The organism is Methylosinus sp. PW1 (assembly GCF_000745215.1).
Lineage (GTDB): Bacteria > Pseudomonadota > Alphaproteobacteria > Rhizobiales > Beijerinckiaceae > Methylosinus.
On record NZ_JQNK01000009.1, the window covers coordinates 2,274,314 to 2,297,995 of the forward strand.

Genomic DNA, 23,682 nt, shown 5'->3' on the forward strand with positions numbered 1-23,682 from the left:
TGTCATCGAGAGTTCGCGTAACGCCCGCCATCTCCTCTCCCGCGAAGCGGGGGAGGGTGAGGGAGGGGGCGTCGCAGCCTCAATAATCGACGGCGACGAGATAGAGCCCATGCGGCGGGGCGACCTGACCGCAGCGGGTCCTATCCTTCGCCTCGAGCGCCGCGCGCAGATCGTCGGCGCTCCATCTGCCGGAGCCGACATGCTCCAGCGAGCCGGCCAGCGAGCGCACCTGATTGTGCAGGAACGACCTCGCCGAGGCGCCGATCTCTATGACGTCGCCCATGCGCCGCACGTCGAGCTTCTCCAGCGTCCGCACCGGCGAGTTGGCCTGACACTCGGTCGAGCGAAATGTCGTGAAATCATGCCGGCCGACCAGCGCCTGCGCGGCCTCATGCATGGCCTGCGCGTTCAGCGGGCGCTTCACATGCCAGGCGCGGCCGAGCTGCAGCGTCAGCGGCGCGCGGCGATTGTCGATCACATAGCGATAATGCCGCTGAATGGCCGAGAAGCGCGCCTCGAATGTCGGCGCGACGCGGCGCGTCTCCAGCACGGCGATGGGCGACGGCCGCAAATGCGCGTTGAGCGCGTCGCGCAGGCGATCCTCGCGCCACTCGCGCGAGAGATCGACATGGCCGACCTGCCCCAGCGCGTGCACGCCGGCGTCGGTGCGCCCGGCGCCATGCAGCACGCGCCGCTTGCCTGCTTCCAGCGCCGAAACCGCCTCCTCGAGCCGCTGCTGCACGGAGACGCCATTCTCCTGCCGCTGCCAGCCGACGAAGGGCGAGCCGTCATATTCGATGGTGAGAGCGTAGCGGAAGGCGGCGCGCCCACCCTCCCCTTCAGGGGGAGGGTCGGACGGCGCAGCCGTCCGGGGTGGGGTCGCGCCCAAGTCCCGGGGCGTCACCCCCTCCCGCTCGCCTGCGGCGATCGACCTCCCCCCTCCAGGGGCAGGGCTATCGCCTCCAGGGGGTGGGGCGGCCGCCTTCTGAGAAGTCGCCATCGCGGTTACGTCGCCAGAGTCATGCCCGGCGCGAGCGGGCGGCCGCGCAGAAATTCCGCAATGGCCATGGGCGCCTTGCCGCCGCGCTGCGCCTCGATCAGCCGAACGGCGCCCTCGCCGCAGGCGATGAGGCCCTTGTCGTCGAGCGCCGCGCCGGGCGCGCCCGCGCCCGTCTCCAGCTTTGTGCGCAGCACTTTCACGCGCTCGACGCCATGGCCGAGATCGCTCTCGAAGAAGGCGCCGGGAAAGGGCGAGAGCCCGCGCACGAGATTGTGAATCTCCTGCGCGGGGCGCCGCCAATCGATGCGGCTCTCGCTCTTGTCGATCTTTTGCGCGTAAGTCACGCCGCCTTGCGCCTGCGGCGTGAAGGAGAGGCCGCCCTGGGAGAGATCGCGTAGCGATTTGACCATCAGCTCGGCGCCGGCGGCGGCGAGGGCGTCGTGCAGCTCGCCCGTCGTCATATCCTCGCCGATTGTGACGCGCGCCGTCGCGGCGACCGGGCCGGTGTCGAGCCCGGCCTCCATCTTCATCACCATCACGCCCGTCTCGGCGTCGCCGGCCATTACCGCGCGCTGGATCGGCGCCGCGCCGCGCCAGCGCGGCAGCAGCGAGCCATGCAGATTGAGGCAGCCGAAACGCGGCGCGTCCAGCGCCGCCTGCGGCAGAATGAGCCCATAGGCGGCGACCACGGCGACATCTGCGTCGAGATCGGCGAAGGCGCCGATCGTCTCGGCGTTCTTGAAGCTCTTGGGCGTGAAGACGGGGATGGAGAGCGTCTCGGCCAGACGATGGACGGGCGAGAGCTTCAGCTCCATGCCGCGGCCGGCCGGGGCCGGCGCGCGCGTGTAGACGGCCGCGACCTCATGGCCGTCGGCGACGATTTTCTGGAGCAGAGGCGCGGCGAAATCGGGCGTGCCCATGAAGACGACGCGCATTGGGGCGTTACGCCTCGACCTTGTCGGCGACGGGAGCGGGCGGAGCGGCGCGCGCGGCTGCCTTGGCGAATTTCTTCACCACGCGCTCGCGCTTCAGCCGGGAGAGATGGTCGATGAACAGCCCGCCCTCGAGATGGTCGATCTCGTGCTGGAGCACGGTGGCGAGCAGTCCGTCGGCCTCGATCTCCTGCGTCGCGCCGGTGCGGTCGAGATAGCGCACGCGCACGCGCGCCGGGCGCTGCACATCCTCGAAATAATCGGGGACCGAGAGGCAGCCCTCCTGATAGACGAACAGCTCCTCGGAGACCCAGACGATCTCGGGATTGATGAAGAACATCGGATTCTTCGGCTCGTCGCCGCGCGTCGCGTCGGCGACCACGATGCGCTTGGGCACGGCGATCTGGATCGCCGCCAAGCCCACGCCGGGGGCCTCGTACATGGTCTCGAGCATATCGTCGAGAAGCTGCTGAAGCTCGCCGTCGAAGGTCGCGACCGGCTCGGAGACGAGCCGCAGCCGCGGATCGGGCAGGGTGATGATGGGACGAATGGCCATTGCTGTCGCGCCTGAGGGTCTCGCGGTCGAGGGTTTCTCGCTCGAAATAGGGATGCGCCCCGTCTCCGTCAAATGGACGCCGGCGCGGCTTTGTCGCAGATTATATTCCGCTTCGCTCCGCAATGTAAGCGCGATCGGGCGGCGCACTGGCCGAGGATTTTGTTGACAGCGCGCCATCGCGCTGAATCTATGACGGCGCAGGAGGCGCTCATGGAAAATCTCATAGGCGTGGGGTTGTACACCCCGGCGGAGGCGGGCAGGCTCCTCGCGATCGCTCCCGGAAAGCTGGCGCGGTGGCTGCGCGGCCATCACGTCGGCGAGCATGAATATGCTCCGCTTTGGAAATCGCAAATCGACCTCGACAATGGCCATGTCTATTTGGGATTTCGCGATCTCATGGAAGCGCGAATCGCCGACAAGTTCATCCGTTGCGGAGTCTCGTCCCGACGCGTGCGCGCGGCGATCCAGATCGCGCGCGAGATCATCGGCGATGAGCGGCCGCTGTCGACCGATCGATTTCGGACCGACGGTCGAGACATTTTTCTGCGCGTCGCCGAAACAGGTGAGCATGGCGAAGAGCGCGAAGGTCTGCTGAACCTTTTCCGACGTCAATACGAGTTCGAGCAGATCATCGAGCCATTGCTGAAGTCGGTCGATTTCGATGACAAAGGGGCGCCTTTCCAATGGTGGCCGGCCGGGCGTCGTACGAGCATCGTCGTCGATCCGGGAAGGTCCTTCGGCCAGCCGATCGACGCTTCGACGAGCGTGCCGACTGCAGTCTTGGCTGCGGCGGCGAAACGAGAGGGGGTCGAGACGGTCGCCTCGGCGTATGAAGTTCCCCAGACATCGATCAGACGCGCCGTCGAGTTCGAGGCCGAGCTAGAGCGGCGGCTCGCCGCGTGAAGGCGCTGTTCGACAATTGCACAGCGCCGGTCATCGCCTCGACTTTGGACGGCTTTGTTTCGTCATTCGGACATCGCGCATTCCATATCAAAGACGCGCCGGGACTACCCAATGGCCGTCACGCTTCCGATTGCGAATGGATCGAGTATCTGCGGAAAAGTCCCGACGCATGGATGTTCGTTTCGGGAGACGGCCGCATCCTGAAAAACGCCGCCGAACGTGCGGCCCTTCGCTCGGCCGGTCTTCACGGCTTCGTTCTCGCGCCCGCATATCAGAAGACGCCGCTCCATCAGGTGGCGGCCACGATCGTCTGGAAATGGCCTGAAATCGAGGCGGTCACAAAATTGATCGCGCCGCCTTCGATGCATGAGATTCCGATCGGCAAGAACGTCAGGCTTCGATCTTTGCCTCTATGAGGCTTCCGGCAGATCGGCGCCCGGTCTCGCTCCATTGTGCGCCCGCGCACTTTCGCGGGTCGCGAAAGCCGGATACGACTCGGCGCATTCCGCCGCTGGCGTGCGGCAGGAAGATCCAAGGAGCCCCAAATGACCGCTCTCGTTCTTCTCGGCGTATTGGTTCTCGCCGGCCTCTGGCTCATCGGCTCCTATAACGGCCTGGTGACGCTGCGCCAGCGCTGCCGCCAGGCTTTCTCGGACATAGATGTGCAGCTGAAGCAGCGGCACGATCTCATCCCCAATCTGGTGGAGACGGTGAAGGGCTACGCCGCCCATGAGCGCGGCACGCTCGAGGAGGTCGTCGCGGCCCGCAACAAGGCGGTGGCCGCCAATGGCCCGCAGGCGCAGGCCGCCGCCGAGAGCGCGCTCAATGGCGTGCTCGGCCGGCTGTTCGCCTTGGCCGAGAATTATCCCGATCTGAAGGCCAATCAGAATTTCCAGCAGCTGCAGAGCGAGCTGTCGGACGTCGAGAACAAGATCGCGGCGTCGCGGCGCTTCTTCAACAACGCCGCGGCCGAATACAACGCCGCACGCGAGAGCGTTCCCGCGGCCTTGTATGCGGCGTCTTTCGGCTTTGTCCCGCAGGAGTTCTTCAATCTGGAGGAGGGCGAGCGCAAGGCCGTCCAGGAAACCCCCAAGGTGCAGTTCTAGGGCGCGCCTCCTCGCCCGGCGGTTCCGCCCCGCCGGGCGAGGGGCCTCGGGCCGCCGCCCGGAGCTTCGGCATATTGTCGTCGCAAACCTCTTGCTAACTGCCGCCGGCAGTCCGATGATTCGGAACGAGAGGGGGAAAAATGGCGGATAAGCCTCCGAAGCGCGAACGTCCGGTCTTCACCGACAAGGAGGCCCTGCTCTACCATTCCCGCGGGCGGCCCGGCAAAATCGCCGTCGTGCCCACCAAGCCCATGGCGACGCAGCGCGATCTCTCGCTCGCCTATTCGCCGGGCGTCGCCGCGCCCGTGCTGGCCATCGCGGAAAATCCCTCCCTCGCCTATGACTATACCGTCAAGGGCAATCTGGTCGCCGTCATCACCAATGGCACGGCCATCCTCGGCCTCGGCAATCTCGGCGCGCTGGCGGCCAAGCCGGTGATGGAAGGCAAGGCGACGCTGTTCAAGCGTTTCGCCGATATCGACTCCATCGACCTCGAGATCGACACGCAGGAGGTGGAGGCCTTCATCGCCGCCGTGCGCTATCTCGGCCCCTCCTTCGGCGGCATAAATCTCGAGGACATCAAGGCGCCGGAATGCTTCATCATCGAGGAGCGCCTGCGCGAATTGATGGACATTCCCGTCTTTCACGACGATCAGCACGGCACCGCGATCATCTCCAGCGCGGGCCTCTTGAACGCGCTGCATCTCACCGGCCGCGACATCAAGAACACGCGTCTCGTCTGCAATGGCGCGGGCGCCGCGGGCATCGCCTGTCTCGATCTCGCCAAGGCGATAGGATTCGCGCCGCAGAATGTCACGCTCTGCGACACCAAGGGCGTCGTCTATCGCGGCCGCTCCGAAGGCATGAATCAATGGAAGAGTGCGCATGCGGTGGACACTGACGCGCGCACGCTGGCCGAGGCGCTGGATGGCGCCGACATTTTCCTCGGCCTTTCGGTGAAAGGCGCGCTGACGCCCGACATGCTGAAGAGCATGGCCGCTGATCCGGTCATCTTCGCCATGGCCAATCCCGATCCCGAGATCACGCCGGAGGAGGCGCTGGCCGCGCGGCCGGACGCCATCGTCGCCACGGGACGCTCCGACTATCCGAACCAGATCAACAATGTTCTGGGCTTTCCCTACATTTTCCGCGGCGCGCTCGACGTGCGCGCCAAGACGATCAACATGGAGATGAAGATCGCCGCGGCGAAGGCGCTCGCCGAGCTGGCGCGCGAGGATGTGCCGGACGAGGTGGCCAACGCCTATCAGGGCGCGCGGCCGCGCTTCGGCCGCGACTATCTCATCCCCGCGCCATTCGATCCGCGCCTCATCTCCATCGTGTCGCCGGCCGTCGCCAAAGCGGCGATGGATTCGGGCGTCGCGCGCCATCCGATCGTCGATATGAACGCCTATCGCGCCGAGCTCTCCGCGCGGCGCGATCCGATCGCCGGGCTGATGCACACGATCTATGATCGCGTGCGGCGCGATCCCAAGCGCGTCGTCTTCGCCGAGGGCGAGGAGGAGCAGGTCATTCGCGCGGCGCTCTCCTTCGTCACGCAGGGATTGGGGCGCGCCATACTCGTCGGCCGCGAGGATCGCGTCGCGCAGACCGCGCGCAACGCCGGTCTCGAGCTCGGCGATCACATAGAGGTGCATAACGCCAAGCTCTCCTCGCGCAATGGCGTCTATGCGCAATTTCTGTTCGAGCGCCTGCAGCGCAAGGGTTTTCTGTTCCGCGACTGTCAGCGGCTCATCAACACCGACCGCAATCATTTCGCCGCGGCCATGGTGGCGCAGGGCGACGCCGACGCCATGGTGACGGGCGTCACCCGCAATTTCTCCAATGCGCTGGAGGATGTGCGCCATGTCGTCGATCAGAAGCCGGGGCACAGGCTCATCGGCGCCTCTCTGGTGCTGGCGCATGGGCGCATCGTCGTCGTCGCCGACACGGCGATCACCGAAATGCCGGAGGCCGCCGATCTCGCCGATATAGCGATAGAGGCGGCGGGGGTGGCGCGGCGCATTGGCCTCGAGCCGCGCGTCGCCATGCTCGCCTTCTCCACTTTCGGCTATCCGCCGGGCGAGCGCACGGCCCGCATGCACGAGTCGGTGCGCGTGCTCGACTCGCGGCGGGTGGACTTCGAATATGAGGGCGAGATGGCGGCCGATGTCGCCCTCAGCCGTCACGCCATGGCGGCCTACCCGTTCTCGCGTCTCAGCGACACCGCCAATGTATTGATAATGCCGGCCTTTCACTCCGCCTCCATCTCCACCAAAATGCTGCAGGAGCTGGGCGGGGCGACAGTGCTGGGTCCGCTGATCGTCGGGCTCGACAAGCCGATCCAAATCGTTCAATTGGGCGCGACCGACGCCGATATCGTCAATATGGCCGCTCTGGCGGCTTTCGGGGTCGGGGGTTAGGGCGGCGCCTCCCCGACCGGGCGCGGCGGCCGCGCCAAAAAACGTTTTTGTCATGGCGACGAAATAATTGCGTTGCAGTGACAGTCCTTTGGACCGAGCGAAAGACGAGAGACGATGAACATCACAATGATCGGATCGGGCTATGTCGGCCTCGTTTCCGGCGCCTGCTTCGCCGATTTCGGCCATGTCGTGACCTGCGTCGACAGCGACGCCTCGAAGATCGAGCGGCTGCTGCGCGGCGAGATTCCGATCTACGAGCCCGGCCTCGACGAGCTCGTCGCCAATAATGTGAAGCAGAATCGCCTGTTCTTCACCACCGATCTCACCCCGGCCGTGCGCGGCGCGGACGCGGTCTTCATCGCCGTCGGCACGCCCTCGCGCCGCGGCGACGGCCACGCGGACCTCTCCTATGTCTACGCCGCCGCCGAGACCATCGGCCGCGCGCTCGACAAATTCACCGTCATCGTCAACAAATCGACCGTCCCGGTCGGCACGGGCGACGAGGTCGAGCGCCTTATCCGCGAGGTCAATCCCAGGGCAGATTTCGCGGTCGTCTCCAATCCAGAGTTTCTGCGCGAGGGCGCGGCGATCGAGGATTTCAAGCGCCCGGACCGCGTCGTCATCGGCGTCGAGGACGAGCGCGCCCGCGAGGTGATGTCGGAAATCTACCGGCCGCTGAGCCTCAACCAGCCGCCGCTGGTCTTCGTCGGCCGCCGCACCTCCGAGCTCACAAAATATGCGGCCAACGCCTTTCTCGCGACCAAGATCACCTTCATCAACGAGATCGCCGATCTCTGCGAGCGCGTGGGCGCGGATGTGCAGGAGGTGGCGCGCGGCATCGGCCTCGACAATCGCATCGGCTCGAAGTTCCTGCACGCCGGGCCGGGCTATGGCGGCTCCTGCTTCCCCAAGGACACGCTCGCCCTGCTGAAGACGGGGCAGGATTACGCCGCGCCGCTGCGCATCGTCGAGACGGTGGTGGCGGTCAATGATTCGCGCAAGCGCGCCATGGCCCGCAAGGTGATCTCGGCGCTCGGCGGCTCGGTGCGCGGCAAGAAGATCGGCCTGCTCGGCCTCGCCTTCAAGCCCAACACCGACGATATGCGCGACGCGCCTTCGCTCGCCATAGTGGCCTCGCTCGCCGGCGACGGCGCCAAGGTCTATGCCTACGATCCCGAGAGCATGAGCCAGGCGAAGCCGCTGATGCCGGAAGTGACCTTCTGCGAGGATCCCTATCAGACGGCGGAAGGCGCCGATGCGCTGGTCATCGTCACCGAATGGGACGCATTCCGCGCGCTCGATCTCGATCGCGTCAAGACGCTGCTGAAGACGCCGGTGATCGTCGATCTGCGCAACATCTACCGGGCCGCCGACATTCGCAAACGCGGATTCACCTATCTGAGCGTCGGTCGGGCGTAGGGAATAAAAGAAGCGCCGTCATTCCCGGCGGGCATGAGCCCGGCCGGGAATGCGGGGCCGCCGCGTAAAACGATCCGAAGGGCCGCTCAGCCGCGCCCCTGCTCCGCGACGAGGCCGAGCGAGGTGAGCGCGGAGAAACGCGGCGGCGCCTCGCGCCGCAGCTCCAGCGCCGCGCTGCGCGCATTTTCCGCCGATTGGAACAGACGCCCCTCCAACGGGCGGAACGACTGTTTCGCCGCATAGAAGCGATAGCCCTTGGCGTCGCGGGCGATCACGCCGACAGCTTCCTCGCCGAGCTCGATGATATAGGCGTCGGACATATTTTCGGCCTCCTTCTCCGCGGCGAGCGGCCCCTTCCGGGCGCGCATCGCATCGCTTCGTGAGCCTATAGGCTCTTGCGATTTGTTCGTTATGTCAAATAGAATGTTCTTTTAACAGAACCGCCGCGAGAGAACGAACGCATCGTCGGATCGGCCCGCGGCGAAGAATTTCTGCTGCGCTTCCTCGCCAAGGACAAGGCCGCGGAACTGATCGGCTCCGACAAGAAAGTGTTGAAGGAGTATAAGGATCAGATCGATAAGGCGACGAAATTCATCCCGCTCTGGGTGAAGATCGCCGTCGCCATCGCGCTCGGGCTCGGCGCGATGATCGGCTGGAAGCGCATCGTCGCACCGTCGGCGAGAAGATCGGCAAGCAGCATCTGACCTATGGCCAGGGCGTCTCGGCCGAGCTGGTCGCCGCCGCCGACATGTATGGCCTGCCGGTCTCGACGACGCATGTGCTGTCCTCCGGCGTCGCCGGCACGATGGCCGCCAATGGCGCCGGCGTGCAGAGGCGACGATCCAGAAGCTGCTGATGGCCTGGGCGCTCACGCTTCCCGCGGCCATAGTGCTGTCGGCTTCGCGCTACTTCGTGCTGCGTCAGGTGATGTGACGCGGCAAAAAAAGAGAGGGGTCTTCGCGGCCCCTCTCTCTTAATTTTTGCTTCCTGCTCAATCGCCCTTGCCGGCGAGGCGCGGCGACATGATCTTGCTCACGAGGCAATGCGTGCCGTCGGTCGGGTCCTCGGTGCGGCGCGGGCGCTTGGCGGCGCATTCGGCCTTGTCGGCGGGATTTTTCACGCCGTAGAAGGCGTTGATGATCGCCTGCTCCTGCTCGTGATCGAAAGCGTGCGTCTGGCCGAACATCACATATTGAAAGACCAGAGGCTGCGTCTTCGGCACGAAGGCGACGAAATCGGCGGCCTCTTTCAATTTGCCCGCCGCGCAGCCGCGATAAGCCGCCGGACGCTGATATTTGACCCCCGCGGGCGTGGATTTGCCGGAGAGCGCATAAGTATAGCAGGCGCGCGGCTTCGACATTTGGCAATAATAGTGGATGGTTATGTCCGACCAATTGGTCGGCGCGTAATTCGTCTTCAGGCAATCGGCCGTATATTGATAGCCCTGATCCGTATGCTTGGGCTCGCCCGCGCGGCGGCTGCCATAGACATCGGCGCTCTGGTTCATCGCCGCGAGAATGGCCGCGCCGGGCAGCGACAGGCCGGCCGCCGGGGCGTTGGGCAGATAATTGCTGTAGGGCTGGGCCGGATCATTCTTGGCCGAAACGAGCTTGTCGATCTCCTCCTGCGTCGGAACGGCGATCCAATCGGCGACCGCCTTGGTCGTCGAGACGCCGATCCCGAGCTTGTCGAGCGTCGCGGCGTCGAGCGCGCCGCTCTGCGGCAGGCCGGACTTCTGCTGGAAGGCGGAGATTGCGGCGGCCGTCTTCGTCCCGGCGACGCCATCCAGCACGCCCGGATCATAGCCTTGCGCGGCGAGCTTCGACTGCGCGGCCTGCGCGACCGGATTATAGGGGCCGGCGAGGCTGGCCGAGCCGACAGATGAGGCCAGAATGATTCCGAGCGCCGCGAATGCGGCGCGCATGCCTATGCGCATACCAAACTCCCTTCGAGAAATTCTCATGTCGAAACAGGCGACGACCGGGATTCATATCACCGGCCGCAGAGCCGCCAAGGCGTTTTTCTTCCCCGCGCCGCATCCCCGCCTCGCTCAGGAGAGGAGATCGGCGCGCCTATATTGAATCGAGGGCGCGTCATTGGAGGCTTTATTGACCTCCGGGCCGATCTCGAAGAATTCGAGCGCATCCACCGGCGCGGGCGCCAGCAGGCGCCAGGCCGCCTCGGCCGCATATTCGTCGAGGCCGAGCCAGAGATCGAAATCCTTCGGCGTCAATATCGCCGGCATGCGATCGTGAATGGCGACCGTCGCGCCATTGGCGGAGACGGTGAGGATGCAGGCGGTGTCGATCTCGCTGCCGTCGCTGCCGATCCATGTCTCATAGAGGCCGGCGAGCGCCAGCGGCGTCCCATCGGCGTGGCGGAAGAGATAGGGCCGGCTCGCCCGCGCCCGGCTCTTCGCGCCATCGCGGCGCCATTCGTAATAGGCGTCGGCGATGAAGAGGCAGCGCCGCCGCCGCATCGCGGCGCGAAAGCTGGGCTTCTCCGGCGCGCTCTCGGCGCGGGCGTTGAAGATGAGCGGGAAGCTCGCCGGATCCTTCACGAAGCCCGGCAGAAAGCCCCAGCGCACCAGCTGAAAGCGCCGCGCCTCGCCGCCGCGCGGATCGCGCTCCTGCCGCACGATGGGGACGGGCTGCGTCGGCGCGATATTGTAGCGCGGCGGAAAATTCGGCTGATCGACATAGCCGAAATAGTCGCGCACCGCCTGCGGCGGCAGAGTGATGGCGTAGCGGCCGCACATGGCTCTCCTCGATTCTCCCACTCTCGCTGCGCTGCGAAATGCCGGAAATCCCGCGTCTTCCCGGAATCGCAGCGGGAAGGCGGAAAGAGATTCTTATCAATTGGAGCCCATATTGGATCCCAGCATATCGGGATTTCCTATGACCGCTGACGCGCAATTCGCAACGCTCGATCAAGTCGACGGCAGTCGGGCGCCGAATCCTTTTTCATCCACCAAGCCGCTGATCAGCCCGGTGTCCGGTCTGGCCAACGACTATCTCAACCTGTTCAACGAGCTCGTCATGATGCTCGAGCAGCTGCCGCACATGCCGGAGCTGATCGACGATCTGCTGGCTTGGCGGCCGGTGACTTATAAGGAGTATTTCGAGCGCTCGCAGCTTCCTGGACGTCACTCGGCGCTCGCCGCCTATGACAGGGTGAGCCCGGATTTCAAGCGCCGCTTCGAGGCCTATGTGGCCGAGCTCGACACCATCGCCGTCGCCGCCGTCGCCTCCGTGCGCCTGCAATATCGCACCGGCTCGCCGCAGAATATCGACCGCCTCGCCGGAACCTGCGCGCGCGCGGGCGAGAAGATGCGCGCCATTCTCTACAAGGCGTCGCGGCTGGTGAACTACGCCAGATTGTCCGACGACTGACCGAGCGGATCGCTGGCCGGGGCGCCGGCGAAAAACGCTTCGAGCCGCGCGCGCGTCTCCCGCATCGTCAGCGCCGCCGCGAATAGGGCGGCCTCCTCCTCGATCCGGGCGGCCACGGCCGCCGTATCGCCCCGCAGCAGGCGCCGCGTCGCCGCCAGCGCCGCGCGCGGCTTGGCCGCCAGCCGGCGCGCCGCGCCCACCGCCATCTCCTCCACCTCGTCGAAGCCGGCGACCGCATTGACGACGCCGAGGCGCAGCGCCTCGCTCGCCCCGAAGCTGTCGCAGAGCAGCAGGAACTCCGTCGCCTTGACGAGGCCGATGCGCTGCGGGACCAGCAGCGTCGAGGCCGCCTCCGGGATGACGCCGAGATCGACGAAAGGCATTTTGAAGCGCGCGCCATGCGAGGCGTAGACGAGATCGCAATGGAACAGCATTGTCACGCCGACGCCGATGGCGTCGCCCGCCACGGCGGCGACGAGCGGCGTCTGCAACGCCGCCAGCGCGCGGACGAAGCGCAGAGCGGGGAAATCATGCGGATTGTCCAGCGGGCGGCGGAAATCCTCGAGGTCGTTGCCGGCGGTGAAATCGTCGCCGGCGCTCGACAGCACGATGGCGCGAATCTCCTCCTCGGCGTCGGCCTTGGCGAAAGCGGAGATCATCGCCTCGTACATGGACTTGTCGAGCGCGTTGCGCTTGGCCGGCCGGTCGAGGACGATCCGCAGCAGCGGGCCGTCGCGATGGATGCGGATCTCCCGATCGAGCTCGCGATTTTTCATGAGCGTCTTTCTCGTCTCTCGGCCCGGCTCAATCTCCGGCCGTCAGCAGCGCCTGCCCGGCGATGAGGGAGTCGCCGCCCTCGACGGTGGCGCGTTCCAGCCCCTCCGCCGCGACGGCGAGATTATCGGCGAAGAATCGCGCCGTGACGATTCTCTTCCGAGTTGCGGCGTCGCCGGCGCGATGCGAGGCGAGCGCCCCGGCCCCGAGCAGAGTGACGCCGCGCGCCAGCGCGAACAGCCGCAGATAGGGCGTCGCGCCGGCGAGCGCCTCGAAGCCGCGCGGATCGGAGGTCGCGGAGAGAAAATCGGTCGCGCGCTCGAAGGCTTCGACGGCCGCCGCGGCGCGACGGGCGATATTGACGAAGATTGCGTCATTGCTCGCTGTCAGCGCGTCTATGTCGCCGCGCATGTCGTCGATCTCCCGCCACACGGCCGCGCCTTTGGAGAGGCGCAGCTTGCGGGTGACGAGATCGATCGCCTGAACGCCGTTTGTTCCCTCATAGATGGGCGTGATGCGCGCGTCGCGCAGCAATTGCGCGGCGCCGGTCTCCTCGATGAAGCCCATGCCGCCATGGACCTGAACGCCGAGCGAAGCGACCTCGCAGCCGATGTCGGTGGAATAGGCCTTGGCGAGCGGCGTCAGCAGGCCGGCGCGCTCCTGCGCCGTCTGCGCCTCCTCGCCCTCCAGCAGGCGGGCGCGGTCCAGCGCGGCGGCGGTGAGATAGCAGATCGCCCGCGCCGCGGCGGTCTTCGCCTTCATCGTCATCAGCATGCGCGCGACGTCGGGATGCTCGACGATCGGCGCCGGATCGGCCGCGACGCCGCGGCCCTGGCGGCGTTCGCGCGCATAGGCCAGCGCGGTCTGCGTCGCCCGCTCGGCGAGGCCGACGCCCTGCAGCCCGACAGAGAGCCGCGCATTGTTCATCATGGTGAACATGCAGGCGAGGCCCTCATTCTCGCGACCGACGAGAAAGGCGACCGCGCCGCCATTGTCGCCATAGGACATTGTGCAGGTCGGCGAGCCGTGGATGCCGAGCTTGTGCTCTATCCCGACGCAGCGCAGGTCGTTGCGCGCGCCGGGGCGCCCGTCCGGCCCGGGCAGGAATTTGGGCGCCAGAAACAAGGAAATCCCGCGCGTGCCGGCGGGCGCGTCGGGCAGGCGCGCCAGCACGAGATGAACGATATTCTCGGAAAGGTCGTGCTCGCCATAGGTGATGAAAATCTTCTGGCCGAACAGGCGGTAGGAGCCGTCCTCGGCGCGCTCGGCGCGCGTGCGCAAATGGGCGAGATCGGAGCCCGCCTGCGGCTCCGTGAGATTCATCGTCGCCGTCCATTCGCCGGAGATCATCTTCGGCAGATAGGCGGATTTCAGCGCCTCGCTCGCATGGATCTCCATCGCCTCTATCGCGCCCTGGCCGAGCAGCGGGCAGAGCGCGAAGGAGATGTTGGCGGCGTTCCAAATCTCCGTGCAGGCGGCGCCGAGCAGCAGCGGCAGGCCCATGCCGCCATGGCCGGGCGGCGCGGAAAGCGCGTTCCAGCCGCCCTCCACCCATAGCGCATAGGCCTCGCGCCAGCCGGGCGCGGTCGCCACCTCGCCGCCCGTGAGCCTCACCCCGTCGCGGTCGCCGACGCGATCGAGCGGCAGCAGCGCCGTCTCAGCGAATTTGGCGGCCTCCTCCAGCGTCGCGGCGGCGGTCGCCGCGTCCAGCTCGCCATAGAGCCCGCTCGGACCGAAGGCCGTCTCGCCCGCCGCCCGCCGCATGGCGAAGAGCAGTTCGTCGAGAGGCGCGCGGTAGGACATGGACGGGCTCCAGGAGAGAATCGCTTTCTCATTCTAGCGCCGCCGCAGGGCTAATCCACCATTCGCGCCGGGGAAGCCGCGCTCGCGGCGGCGCCGCCTCCGTGATAGAAAGGCGACTGGCGGCGTGGAGAAATCGTCATGCCTCATTTTCGCATTCTGGCCGGCGTCGTAGCGGCGCTGATCGCGACGAGCGCTCGCGCCGAGGCGACGCGCAAGGCGCCCGTGCAAGATGGTTATCACATTCCCTTTGTCGTCGGCCCCGGCGGCGAGAAGCGGTCCGTGATGGACACGCCCGGCGGCGTGACCGTGATATCGCGAAAATTCATGGACGATATTCAAGTGCGGTCGATCTATGACGCGTTGCGCTATGCGCCGGGCGTGCAGGTCATGGGCCGCTGACGCGCCGCGCCATCGGCGCCTGTGTCGGCAATTACGTAAAATTGCGCATGTCTTTCGCCGCCGGCGTTAAGCTCCCGCTCGTAGAACCTTTGTCGAAGCGAGAAACAAAGGAGCTTGGTTGTGTCGCTCACACTTTCCGATCTGTCGCTCTATGGCCGCTCGGCCTATGGGACGTCATATCAGCCGCCGACGGCGGCGCCCGCGAGCGAGACGCAGCGCGCGCAATCCGCGCAATCGGCGTCGACTCCCGCGGGCGGCGATTCCGCCGAGGCCGACGGCGGGCATGATCCCTATGCGCAGATCGACTCGCTGCTCGCCGGCCTGCGCGCTCTCACGGTCGGCGGCGCCAAGCTCGACAGCGGCTCGACGACCTCGCAAGCCAATGCGGCCTATTCCGCCTATGCGATGGGTTGACGCGGCGGCTCAACGGCCGCCTGCTTTCGCCTTCAGCTCGTAGAGCGCGGCGAGCGCCTCGCGCGGCGTCAGCGCGTCGGGATCGATCGCCCCCAGCGCCTCGCGCAATTCGTCCTTCGCGGGCGCGCTCGTCGCGACATGCGCGAAGAGCGGCAGATCGTCGATGAGCTTCGTCACCGGCGCGCGCCGATCCGCGGCCTCGAGCTCGGCGAGAATCGCATGCGCCCGCGCCACCACGCTCGCCGGCAGGCCGGCCAGCTCGGCCACATGCACGCCATAGGAGCGATCGGCGGCGCCTTTCGCGACCTCGTGCAGAAACACCACCTCGCCGGCGTGATCCTTCACCTTCATGGTGAGATTGACGAGCCGCGGAAGGCGCTTCGTCAATTGCGTCAGCTCGTGGAAATGCGTCGCGAACAGCGCGCGCGCGCGATTGACCTCATGCAGATGCTCGATCGTCGCCCAGGCGATGGAGAGGCCGTCGAATGTCGCCGTGCCGCGGCCGATCTCGTCGAGAATGACCAGCGAGCGCGGACCGGCGCAATTCAATATGGCCGCCGTCTCCACCATCTCGACCATGAAGGTGGAGCGCCCGCGCGCGAGATCATCCGCCGCGCCGACGCGCGAGAACAAGCGATCGACCGCCCCTAACCGCGCGTTCTTGGCGGGAACGAAGGAGCCCGCCTGCGCGAGAATGGCGATGAGCGCGTTTTGGCGCAGATAGGTGGATTTGCCGGCCATGTTCGGCCCGGTGACGACGGCGATCTTGCCCGCGCGCGCGTCGCCGAGATCGCAATCATTGGCGGCGAAGATTTTTCCTTGCGCCTCGAGCGAGGCTTCGACGACGGGATGACGCCCGCCGACAATCTCGAAATCGAGCGAGCTGTCGACCTGCGGGCGCGTCCAATCGCGCTTCACCGCCAGCTCGCCGAGCGCCGCGAAAACATCGAGCGCGGCGAAGCCTTGCGCGAGACGTTGCAGCTCTTGCGCGCGCGCGAGAACGGCGCCCGCCAATTCCTCGAACAGCGCCAGCTCGCGCTCCTGCGCGCGATCGGCGGCGGAGGCGATCTTCGCCTCCAGCTCGGCGAGCTCGCGCGTCGAGAAGCGCATGGCGTCCTGCATCGTCTGGCGATGGGTGAACACAGTGTCGAAAGGCGCGCGCAGCAGCCTCTCGCCCTGCGCCTGCGGAACCTCGATGAAGAAGCCGAGAAAGTTGTTGTGCTTGATCTTGAGCTGTTTCGTTTCGGCCAGCTCGACATAGCGCTGCTGCAGCGAGGCGATGACGCGGCGGCTCTCGTCGCGCAAAGCGCGCGCTTCATCCAGCTCGGCGTCGAAGCCTTGCGCGATGAAATTTCCCGCGCGCTTGTCGAGCGGCGGATCGTCGGCGAGGCGCGTCGCAATGGCGCGCTCCAATTCATTGTCGCAAGCAGCAAGCTCGGCGATTTCCTGCGCGACCAGCGGCGCCGCCTCCTGCGCGGAAAAGAGCGCGACGATCTCGCGCGCCGCAATGAGCGCGGCGCGAATATTGCCGAGATCGCGCGGGCCGCCGCGCTGCAACGACAATCGCGAGAGCGCTCGCGCTACATCCGGCGCGCGGGCGAGAATGGCGCGCAAGCGCGCGCGCAGCTCTGGCGCGGTGACGAAGAAGGAGACGGAGTCGAGCCGCCGCGCGATCAATTCCGGCTCGGTGGAGGGCGCGGCGATGCGCTCGGCGAGCAGACGCGCGCCGGCGGGCGTCGCCGTCATGTCGATCGTCGCCAGCAGCGAGCCGTCGCGCTCGCCCTTCAGCGTGCGCGTCAGCTCGAGATTGACGCGCGTCGCCGCGTCTATCTCCAAAGCGGCGCTGCGCCGCAGGCTCGAGGGCCGGCGCAGGGCGGGGCGCTTTCCCTTTTGCGTACGCTCGACATAGAGAATGGCGGCGGCCGCCGCCGCGATCTCCGCCTCGCCCAGCGCGCCGAAACCCTCGAGCGTCGCGACGCCGAAGAAATCGAGCAATCGACGCGCGGCGCTCTCGCCGCCGACATCGCGTCCCAGCGCAGTCAGCGGCGCGTCGAGATGCGCGAGCTGCGCAGTGAGCCGCGCGTCGGCGCAGATCGCTTCCGCCGCGACGATCTCGCGCGGCTCCAGCCGCGCCAATTCGCCGGCCAGCTCCGCCTCGCCGACCTCCGCGACATCGAAGGCGCCGGTGGAGATATCGACGCAGGCGAGGCCGTAGCGCCATTGACCGTCCGCCGCGCGCAGCCGCGCGAGCGAGGCGAAAGCATTGGGACGCGCGGGATCGAGCAGCTGCTCCTCGGTGATGGTGCCGGGCGTGACCAGCCGCACGACGTCGCGTCTGACGACGGATTTATTGCCGCGCTTGCGCGCTTCGGCGGGGTCTTCCATCTGCTCGCAGACGGCGACGCGATGGCCGAGCGCGATGAGCTTTTGCAGATAATCGTCGGCGCGCTCCACCGGCACGCCGCACATCGGAATATCGGCGCCCTGATGCTTGCCGCGCTTCGTCAGCATGATGCCGAGCGCGCGCGAGGCGGTCTCGGCGTCCTCGAAGAACAGCTCGTAGAAATCGCCCATGCGATAGAAGAGCAGGCAATCGGGATTGGCCGATTTGATTTCTATATATTGCGCCATCATCGGCGTCGGCCGGGCGGCCTTGTCGTCGGATCGCGGTTTCTCGTCCATGAGACGCTTCGTGCTCTTCCTCGGTTCGAGGCGCACTAAGACACAAAGCGCATCGAGTTCAAAGGGAGCCGGTCGGCCCCCTCCCCAGGCCTCTCCCGGCCTCTTCCGCTCGCGAAGATCGGAATGTGCGATTCATCACTTGGCGGCGCTCGCCGGGGCGGCGAGAATAGCGCCATGTTTCACGCTTACGGCCTCTACACCCATATTCAGGCGAACCGGCTGCGCTCGCTGCTGCTGCTGGCGGGATTCGTCGTGCTGCTGCTGGCGCTGCTGTTCGCCGTGGCGCTTCTCTTCGAGGCGTCGCAGGACGGCACGCTGCCGCAGATCATGGCGCGCGCGCTGCGCGATCTCGAGCATGGCTGGCCCATTGCTTTTGTCGCCGCCGGGCTCTGGTTCGCCATCGCCTACGCCTTCCACCAAAGGCTGATCGACGCCGCCACCGGCGCCGCCGACGTCTCGCGTGAAGACGCGCCGCGGCTCTATAATCTGCTCGAGAATCTCTGCGTCTCGCGCGGCATTCCCATGCCGGCGCTGAAAATCATCGAGGATGGGGCGCTCAACGCCTACGCCTCCGGCGTCAGAGAGGGCCATTACGCCGTCACCGTCACCCGCGGCCTGCTGGAGACATTGGACGACGCCGAGATCGAGGCGGTGATCGGCCATGAGCTGACGCATATTCGCAATCGCGACGTGCAGCTAATGGTGGTCGCCGCGATTTTCGCGGGAATTTTCGCCTTCGTCGGCGATCTTCTCTTCCGCAATTGGGGCTTTCGCTTCTCGCCCAAGCGCACGGCGGAGGAGGGGCGCGACCGCGGCGGGGCGAGCGGCGCCGGCCTCGCCATCATCATCGCGCTCGCCATTATCGCGCTGAGCTGGGGGCTGTCGGTGCTGATCCGCTTCGCCATCTCGCGCTCGCGCGAGTTTCTCGCCGACGCCGGCTCGGTGGAGCTCACCAAAAACCCGGATGCGATGATCTCGGCGCTGCGCAAGATCGAGTCGAACGCGATCATTCCCGCCATGCCCTCGCGCATGGGGGCGTTTTTCATCGAGAGCCCGACGCGCAAGGCGCGCGCGCTGTTCTCGACGCATCCGTCCGTCGACGATCGCGTCGCCGCTCTGGTGCGCTACGCCGGCGGGCGCGACATGCCGAAGCTGGAGCCGCCGCCGCCGATCGAGGATCACGGCCCCTGGGAGGCGCAGCCGGCGCCCATCCCTGGCGCGCCCGGCTTTCTGCCGCAGGACGGCCGCAGCCCGCTCGATCCGCCGGCGCCGCATGGGCCGTGGGGGTGACGGTGGGAGAGCCGCTCGAGTCGCTTCGGCTCGGCAAATACAACCCCCTCGTCCTGAGGCGCTTTTTGCGGCACGCAAAAAGCCTCGAAGGACGTTCCAGCGACACGCAGTGGCTAGACCCTTCGAGACGCCCGCTTCGCGGGCTCCTCAGGGCGAGGGACGGATGTTTCATCCGCGCGGATCAGTCCGAAGGAGCGTCCCGCGCCAGAAACGCCGCCGCCTCGCGCAGCGACGCGCGCGCTTCCGGCATGAAGGCGGCGCCCAATTGCCAGCCATGCGGAACCAACGGGAATACCGTCAGCTCCACTGAGGTTCCCGCCGCCGCGGCGCGTTCGGCGAGGCGTCGCGAATCGTCGAGCAGCAGCTCGTCCTCGCCCACATGCAGCAGGAGCGGCGGCAGGCCGGAGAGATCGCCGAGCAGCGGCGACGCCTCCGGGTCCTTCGCGCTCGCTTCGCCGAGATATTGCCGCGCGGCGAGCCGCAGCGCGCGCCGCGTGAAGATCGGGTCCTTTCCCTCATTGTCGCGCGTCGAGGCGCCGCTCGTCGAAAGATCGGTCCAGGGCGAGAACAGCGCCGCCGCGCGGGGGAGCGGCAGGCCGCGCGCGCGCAGCCGCAGCATCAAGGCGAGCGCCAATCCGCCGCCGGCCGAATCGCCGGCGAGCGCCAAAGGTCCGCGCGCCGCGAGGCGCTCATAGGCGGCGCTCACATCGTCGAGCGCGGCGGGGAAGCGATGCTCGGGCGCCAGCCGATAGGCGGGGGTGAAGACATCGAATCCGGCCTTAGCGAAAAAGCGCGCGGTCGAGCGATAGAGGCGCGGCGCGCCGGCCATATAGGCGCCGCCATGCAGATAGAGCAGCGTCGCCTTCGGCGCGCGCGCTCTGATCCATTCGCCGGGGATGTCCGGGTCGGCTTCGGCGGCGCCGGCGGGCGGCCAGGGAAAGCGCAGATTCAGCGCCTGAGCCGCGGCATCCGATCCGCCCTCGCCGCAGATGCGCGGGCGCAGGAAGCGGCGCAGAAAGGCGCGCGAAAGATGCGCCGAAAGGCTCGCCATGCCGGGCTATTTCGCGGCCGGCGCCGGCGCCGGCGGCGGGGCGGCGGGCTTTTCGGCCGGAGGAATGGTCGTCTCCAGCAGCGCGTCGAGCTTCTCGTCCACGAGGCCGGCGGCCTTGGCGCGGCTGTTCCACAGCATGGCCTCGGAATGATTCTTCTCGACGCCCAGCCCTTCGGCCAGCAGCCGCGCCAGGCGATTCTGCGCCACGATGTTGCCGGCGGCGGCCGCCTGCCGCAGCAGCTTCACCGCATGGGCGCGGTCGCGCGCGACGCCGGCGCCGTTGAACTCCATGATCGCGAATTCCACCATGGCCGCGGTATGGCCGGCCTCGGAGGCCTTGCGCAGCCAATTGGCGGCCTCGGCCGGATCGGCGAGAACGCCGCGGCCGTTCTTGTAGAGCAGCGCCAGCGCATAAGCGGCGTCGGAATTGTCCAGCTCGGCGGCGCGGCGGAAATAGGCCTGCGCCTTGGCGAAGTCCGGCTCCTTGCCGTCATTCTCGAGCCATAGTTCGCCCAATAGCTCCAGCGCCGCCGCATGTCTCTCCGCCTTCTCGAGATAGGTTTGGGCCAGCGCGCGGTCCTTGGGTATGTCGCGGCCGGTGAGCGCCGCCGCGCCGAAGAAATAGGCGGCGTCCTTGCCGCCGGCGTCGGCGGCGCGGCGGAACCATTGCATCGCCTTGGCGCGGTCGCGCGCGACGCCCTGCCCGTCGAGATAGAGCCGGCCGATCAGCGTGAGGGCGGCGGCGTCCCTGGGATTTGCGGCGAGGCGCTTTTCCGCTTCGCCCCTGGCGGCGATATAGTCCCCGCGTTGATAGGCGCCGAAGGCGAGATCGGCGGCCGGGGGCGCTGGCTCGGCCGCGAGGGCCGGGGCGGCGAGCAGGAGCAGGGCGAAAGCGAGGCGCTTGCTCATTTCGCCGCCTCTCGGAGGAGCCGCGCCGCCTCGCGCATGGCCTCGGCCGCGCCGCGGGGATCGTCCCACACTGCGGCGTCCAGGCTCACGAATTCCGCGCCTGCGGCGGAGAGCGGGCCGACCTCGGCGAGGCTATGCGCCAGCGCCACGCAAGGCGTGTTGAAAATCTCCGTCCACCAGGCGACGCGCTCGGCGGTCCATTGGAGAGAAGGCGGCGCGCCGTCCTCCCCTATATCGCCGAAGAGAAGATAATCGGCGCCCGCCTCGCCGGCGCGCATGGCCTCGTCGCGCGAGGCGAGAGCGCCGACGCCGACGATGAAATCGGGCGAGAGGCGTTTGATCGCCGCGGCGAGGCGCTTTTCGTCAAAGGGAAGATGCAGCCCATCGGCGCCGTAGCGCGAGACCAAATCCGGCTCGCCCTCGATGATGAGCGCGACGCCTGCCGGCTGCGCTATGGCCGCGACCGCGCTTATCGCGCGCTCGGCCGCCGCAGGGGGCATGGTCTCGAGGCGCAGCAGCAGGCTCGCGACCTCGGCGGCCGCCAGCGCGGCGGAAAGGCGCAGGAGAAAGGGCTCGACCTCGGCGAGGCGGGGCGTCGCTAGATAGAGGCGGGCGAAATCTTCGGACTGATCTTGCGGCATCGCTTCTCTTTAAAGAGTCATTACGGCTCGGAGCGAACGGGAATCGATACGACTTCCGGCTGAATGGTTCGGCGCGTTCCCCCTCTCCCCGCAATGCGGGGAGAAGGAAGGCGGCATATCCCGCGCGAACCAATCGCCGCGCTCGAAAACACTCTAGAGCCGGGCGGCGGCCGACTCAAATCGGCGCGAATCGGCGCCGTTGTATGGCGCCGCGAAGCGGATTATGCGACTGGGGCGCAAGAATCGCATGAACGGCGAAACGCATGAGCGACGAGACGGCATGAGCGGCCCGCGCATATTGATCGTCGACGATGAGCCGCAAATGCTGCGCGTGCTGCGGCCGGCGCTCGCGGCGAGCGGCTATGAGACGCTGGAGGCCGCAACCGGACGCGAGGCGCTGAAGGCGATCGCCGCCAGCGCGCCGGACGCCGTGCTGCTCGATCTCGGCCTGCCGGACATGGACGGCAAGGAGGCGCTGCGGCAGGCGCGCGCCTTCTCGCAAGTGCCGATCCTCATTCTCTCGGCGCGCGACCGCGAGGCGGAGAAGATCGCCGCGCTCGACGCCGGCGCCGACGATTATGTGGAAAAGCCCTTCTCGATCGGCGAATTGCTGGCGCGGCTGCGCGCGGCGCTCCGCCATGGCGCGAGGACCGTGGCCGATGCCGCCGAGATAGAGAGCGGCGGGCTGCGCATCGATCTCGCGCGGCGGCGGGTGACGAAGAATAGCGTCGCCGTGAAGCTGACGCCCAAGGAATATGAGCTATTGGCGACGCTCGCGCGTCACGCGGACCGGCTGCTGACGCATCGCCAGATTCTGACGGCCGTATGGGGTCCGGCGCATGGCGAGGACACGCAATATTTGCGCGTCTTCATCGGCCAGCTGCGCGCCAAGATCGAGGAGGACGCCGCCGCGCCGGCGATCCTTCTGACGGAGCCGGGGGTCGGCTATCGTTTCGTGAAGCTCTGATCGTTCAGCGCGCCTTGCGGCAGACGATGCGGAGCGCCTGGCCCTTGGCGAGGCCGGTCTCGGACTCGACCGGAACGAAGCGGCAGCGGTCCTGCGCATGCTCGGCGACGGCGAAGGCGGCCGGCTCGGCGATGGGCGCGGCGCTGCGCGAGAGGAAGGCCTTGGCGCCGGCGAGGGCGATGGTCGCGCCCAGAATGACGAAAGCGATTTTGATCGCGGAGCCAGTCTCGACGGGGCGCGAGGCGAATTCGGAAACGGCGAAGGTCATTGTCTCATCCTCGGTTCGTGTCGTGCTCGGTTCGTGTCGTGGGCGGCGCGCGCCCTGCGCATGAAGCGAGTCGTAAGGGGAGGCGTCCTCGGCGTTTGTGCGCGAGGGCACAGATCAGTAGGCCTTGCGGCAGACCCAGCGCGTGACCTGGCCGCGCACGCCATAGCCTTCGTCGATCTCGACGACGACGGGACGGCAGACGCTCTGCGCGGCGTCGGCGGCGGCGAAGCTCGCCGGCTCGGCGATGGAGGCGACCGGCGCGGTCGGCGGCACGGGGGCGGCGACGCTCTGCGCCAGAAAGGCCTTGGCGCCGGCCAGCGCGACGGTCGCGCCGAGGATCACGAAAGCCATGCGCATGGCGGCGTCGGTGCGGATAGGGCGCGAAGCGAATTCGGTAACGGCGAAAGTCATTGTATTCTCTCCACCAGCGCGTCGTCGGCGTCATGTCCGGCGAACGATGCTGTTTTAGGAGAGCTGCGCCCGCGTGTTTGTGCTTAGGCGCACATGGGATGAGAGGTTGGAGCGGCGAAGGCTTCTCCATCTCCCGGCTATCGGATTCACACATTGCGCGACGCTGCGGCCGTCATGGCCGGGCTTGTCCTGGCCATCCACGCCAAGCAGCTGAGAAACTGAAGGAAAGCGCCCGCTATCGACGGATTTCATCCCACGTCGGGCGCCGCCGGGGCTTCGGGGCGCGCCAAGCTTCTAAAGACGCCTCGGCGTGTTGGCGTGGATGGCCGGGACAAGCCCGGCCAG

24 protein-coding genes and 1 pseudogene are annotated in these 23,682 nt (G+C 67.2%); 11 read left to right on the forward strand and 14 right to left on the reverse strand.

Annotation, left to right across the window (positions count from 1 at the left end; all coding sequences use genetic code 11):
* Positions 1-79: 79 nt before the first annotated feature.
* The 3 genes from truA to def all read right to left on the reverse strand — a co-directional run bounded on the left by truA (position 80) and on the right by def (position 2,488).
* The gene (gene truA / locus K369_RS20385; protein ID WP_036296040.1) at positions 80-799 is read right to left on the reverse strand and encodes a tRNA pseudouridine(38-40) synthase TruA; all 720 of its coding nucleotides are present in this window, start codon (positions 797-799) and stop codon (positions 80-82) included.
* Between the two features lie 206 nt (positions 800-1,005).
* Entirely contained in the window at positions 1,006-1,935 is a 930-nt protein-coding gene (fmt, locus tag K369_RS20390; RefSeq protein WP_036293732.1) for a methionyl-tRNA formyltransferase, read from the reverse strand.
* 7 nt (positions 1,936-1,942) lie between these two features.
* Entirely contained in the window at positions 1,943-2,488 is a 546-nt protein-coding gene (gene def, locus K369_RS20395) for a peptide deformylase (RefSeq protein ID WP_018267226.1), read from the reverse strand.
* A 210-nt stretch (positions 2,489-2,698) separates the two neighbouring features.
* On the opposite strand from def, the gene K369_RS20400 reads away from it, so the two are divergent.
* The 5 genes from K369_RS20400 (at position 2,699) to K369_RS20420 (ending at position 8,336) form a co-directional block, all read left to right on the forward strand.
* Positions 2,699-3,391: a hypothetical protein gene (locus K369_RS20400; protein ID WP_245278255.1), complete on the forward strand. Its 693-nt coding sequence runs from the start codon at positions 2,699-2,701 to the stop codon at positions 3,389-3,391.
* Positions 3,388-3,807 (forward strand): hypothetical protein, encoded by a 420-nt coding sequence (locus tag K369_RS20405; RefSeq protein WP_036293736.1) that lies wholly within the window; start codon positions 3,388-3,390, stop codon positions 3,805-3,807. The genes K369_RS20400 and K369_RS20405 overlap by 4 nt, the downstream gene beginning before the upstream one ends.
* Before the next feature lie 129 nt (positions 3,808-3,936).
* Complete coding sequence (locus tag K369_RS20410; protein ID WP_036293738.1) at positions 3,937-4,497, forward strand: LemA family protein; 561 nt, start codon at positions 3,937-3,939, stop codon at positions 4,495-4,497.
* Positions 4,498-4,637: 140 nt separating this feature from the next.
* Positions 4,638-6,917: an NADP-dependent malic enzyme gene (locus tag K369_RS20415; protein WP_036293740.1), complete on the forward strand. Its 2,280-nt coding sequence runs from the start codon at positions 4,638-4,640 to the stop codon at positions 6,915-6,917.
* Positions 6,918-7,031: 114 nt separating this feature from the next.
* Positions 7,032-8,336, forward strand: a complete 1,305-nt coding sequence (locus K369_RS20420; protein WP_036293742.1) for a UDP-glucose/GDP-mannose dehydrogenase family protein — start codon at positions 7,032-7,034, stop codon at positions 8,334-8,336.
* An 86-nt stretch (positions 8,337-8,422) separates the two neighbouring features.
* Here the strand turns inward: K369_RS20420 and K369_RS20425 are convergent, their stop codons facing one another.
* A complete protein-coding gene (locus K369_RS20425; protein ID WP_036296046.1) occupies positions 8,423-8,656 on the reverse strand; it encodes a hypothetical protein in 234 nt (77 codons plus the stop codon).
* A gap of 144 nt (positions 8,657-8,800) precedes the next feature.
* Here K369_RS20425 and K369_RS25735 point away from each other — a divergent pair.
* A pseudogene (locus K369_RS25735) lies at positions 8,801-9,269 on the forward strand (inorganic phosphate transporter); the annotation flags it as partial.
* Between the two features lie 58 nt (positions 9,270-9,327).
* Here the strand turns inward: K369_RS25735 and K369_RS20430 are convergent.
* Complete coding sequence (locus K369_RS20430; protein WP_036293743.1) at positions 9,328-10,272, reverse strand: peptidoglycan-binding domain-containing protein; 945 nt, start codon at positions 10,270-10,272, stop codon at positions 9,328-9,330.
* A 114-nt stretch (positions 10,273-10,386) separates the two neighbouring features.
* Positions 10,387-11,094: an SOS response-associated peptidase gene (locus tag K369_RS20435; RefSeq protein WP_036293745.1), complete on the reverse strand. Its 708-nt coding sequence runs from the start codon at positions 11,092-11,094 to the stop codon at positions 10,387-10,389.
* A gap of 139 nt (positions 11,095-11,233) precedes the next feature.
* On the opposite strand from K369_RS20435, the gene K369_RS20440 reads away from it, so the two are divergent.
* Positions 11,234-11,728, forward strand: a complete 495-nt coding sequence (locus K369_RS20440; RefSeq protein ID WP_036293747.1) for a hypothetical protein — start codon at positions 11,234-11,236, stop codon at positions 11,726-11,728.
* Here K369_RS20440 and K369_RS20445 read toward each other — a convergent pair.
* The gene (locus K369_RS20445) at positions 11,704-12,504 is read right to left on the reverse strand and encodes an enoyl-CoA hydratase-related protein (RefSeq protein ID WP_036293749.1); all 801 of its coding nucleotides are present in this window, start codon (positions 12,502-12,504) and stop codon (positions 11,704-11,706) included. The two genes, K369_RS20440 and K369_RS20445, sit on opposite strands and share 25 nt — an antisense overlap.
* 28 nt (positions 12,505-12,532) lie before the next feature.
* Positions 12,533-14,305, reverse strand: coding sequence for an acyl-CoA dehydrogenase (locus K369_RS20450; RefSeq protein ID WP_036293751.1), 1,773 nt, complete (start codon positions 14,303-14,305; stop codon positions 12,533-12,535).
* A 138-nt stretch (positions 14,306-14,443) separates the two neighbouring features.
* On the opposite strand from K369_RS20450, the gene K369_RS20455 reads away from it, so the two are divergent.
* Both K369_RS20455 and K369_RS20460 read left to right on the forward strand, forming a co-directional pair.
* The gene (locus K369_RS20455; RefSeq protein ID WP_036293753.1) at positions 14,444-14,704 is read left to right on the forward strand and encodes a TonB-dependent receptor plug domain-containing protein; all 261 of its coding nucleotides are present in this window, start codon (positions 14,444-14,446) and stop codon (positions 14,702-14,704) included.
* A gap of 120 nt (positions 14,705-14,824) precedes the next feature.
* On the forward strand, positions 14,825-15,118 hold the full coding sequence (locus tag K369_RS20460) for a hypothetical protein (RefSeq protein ID WP_036293755.1): 294 nt from the start codon (positions 14,825-14,827) through the stop codon (positions 15,116-15,118).
* 9 nt (positions 15,119-15,127) lie between these two features.
* On the opposite strand, the gene mutS is transcribed toward K369_RS20460, so the two are convergent.
* Positions 15,128-17,800 carry a DNA mismatch repair protein MutS gene (mutS, locus tag K369_RS20465; protein WP_036293757.1) on the reverse strand — a complete coding sequence of 891 codons (2,673 nt, stop codon included), beginning with the start codon at positions 17,798-17,800 and terminating at the stop codon, positions 15,128-15,130.
* 174 nt (positions 17,801-17,974) lie between these two features.
* On the opposite strand from mutS, the gene K369_RS20470 reads away from it, so the two are divergent.
* Positions 17,975-19,090, forward strand: coding sequence for a M48 family metallopeptidase (locus K369_RS20470; RefSeq protein ID WP_036293759.1), 1,116 nt, complete (start codon positions 17,975-17,977; stop codon positions 19,088-19,090).
* 181 nt (positions 19,091-19,271) lie between these two features.
* Here the strand turns inward: K369_RS20470 and K369_RS20475 are convergent, their stop codons facing one another.
* From K369_RS20475 to K369_RS20485, 3 genes are read right to left on the reverse strand one after another with little or no spacing between them, the layout of a single operon-like run.
* The gene (locus K369_RS20475; protein WP_036293762.1) at positions 19,272-20,141 is read right to left on the reverse strand and encodes an alpha/beta hydrolase; all 870 of its coding nucleotides are present in this window, start codon (positions 20,139-20,141) and stop codon (positions 19,272-19,274) included.
* A gap of 6 nt (positions 20,142-20,147) precedes the next feature.
* The gene (locus tag K369_RS20480; protein WP_036293764.1) at positions 20,148-21,050 is read right to left on the reverse strand and encodes a tetratricopeptide repeat protein; all 903 of its coding nucleotides are present in this window, start codon (positions 21,048-21,050) and stop codon (positions 20,148-20,150) included.
* Positions 21,047-21,691 carry a thiamine phosphate synthase gene (locus K369_RS20485; protein WP_036293766.1) on the reverse strand — a complete coding sequence of 215 codons (645 nt, stop codon included), beginning with the start codon at positions 21,689-21,691 and terminating at the stop codon, positions 21,047-21,049. The genes K369_RS20480 and K369_RS20485 overlap by 4 nt, the downstream gene beginning before the upstream one ends.
* Before the next feature lie 280 nt (positions 21,692-21,971).
* On the opposite strand from K369_RS20485, the gene K369_RS20490 reads away from it, so the two are divergent.
* On the forward strand, positions 21,972-22,658 hold the full coding sequence (locus K369_RS20490; protein WP_036296049.1) for a response regulator: 687 nt from the start codon (positions 21,972-21,974) through the stop codon (positions 22,656-22,658).
* A gap of 4 nt (positions 22,659-22,662) precedes the next feature.
* On the opposite strand, the gene K369_RS20495 is transcribed toward K369_RS20490, so the two are convergent.
* Together K369_RS20495 and K369_RS20500 are read right to left on the reverse strand one after the other, a co-directional pair.
* A complete protein-coding gene (locus tag K369_RS20495) occupies positions 22,663-22,926 on the reverse strand; it encodes a hypothetical protein (RefSeq protein WP_036293768.1) in 264 nt (87 codons plus the stop codon).
* A 114-nt stretch (positions 22,927-23,040) separates the two neighbouring features.
* On the reverse strand, positions 23,041-23,337 hold the full coding sequence (locus K369_RS20500) for a hypothetical protein (protein WP_036293769.1): 297 nt from the start codon (positions 23,335-23,337) through the stop codon (positions 23,041-23,043).
* Positions 23,338-23,682 lie beyond the last annotated feature (345 nt).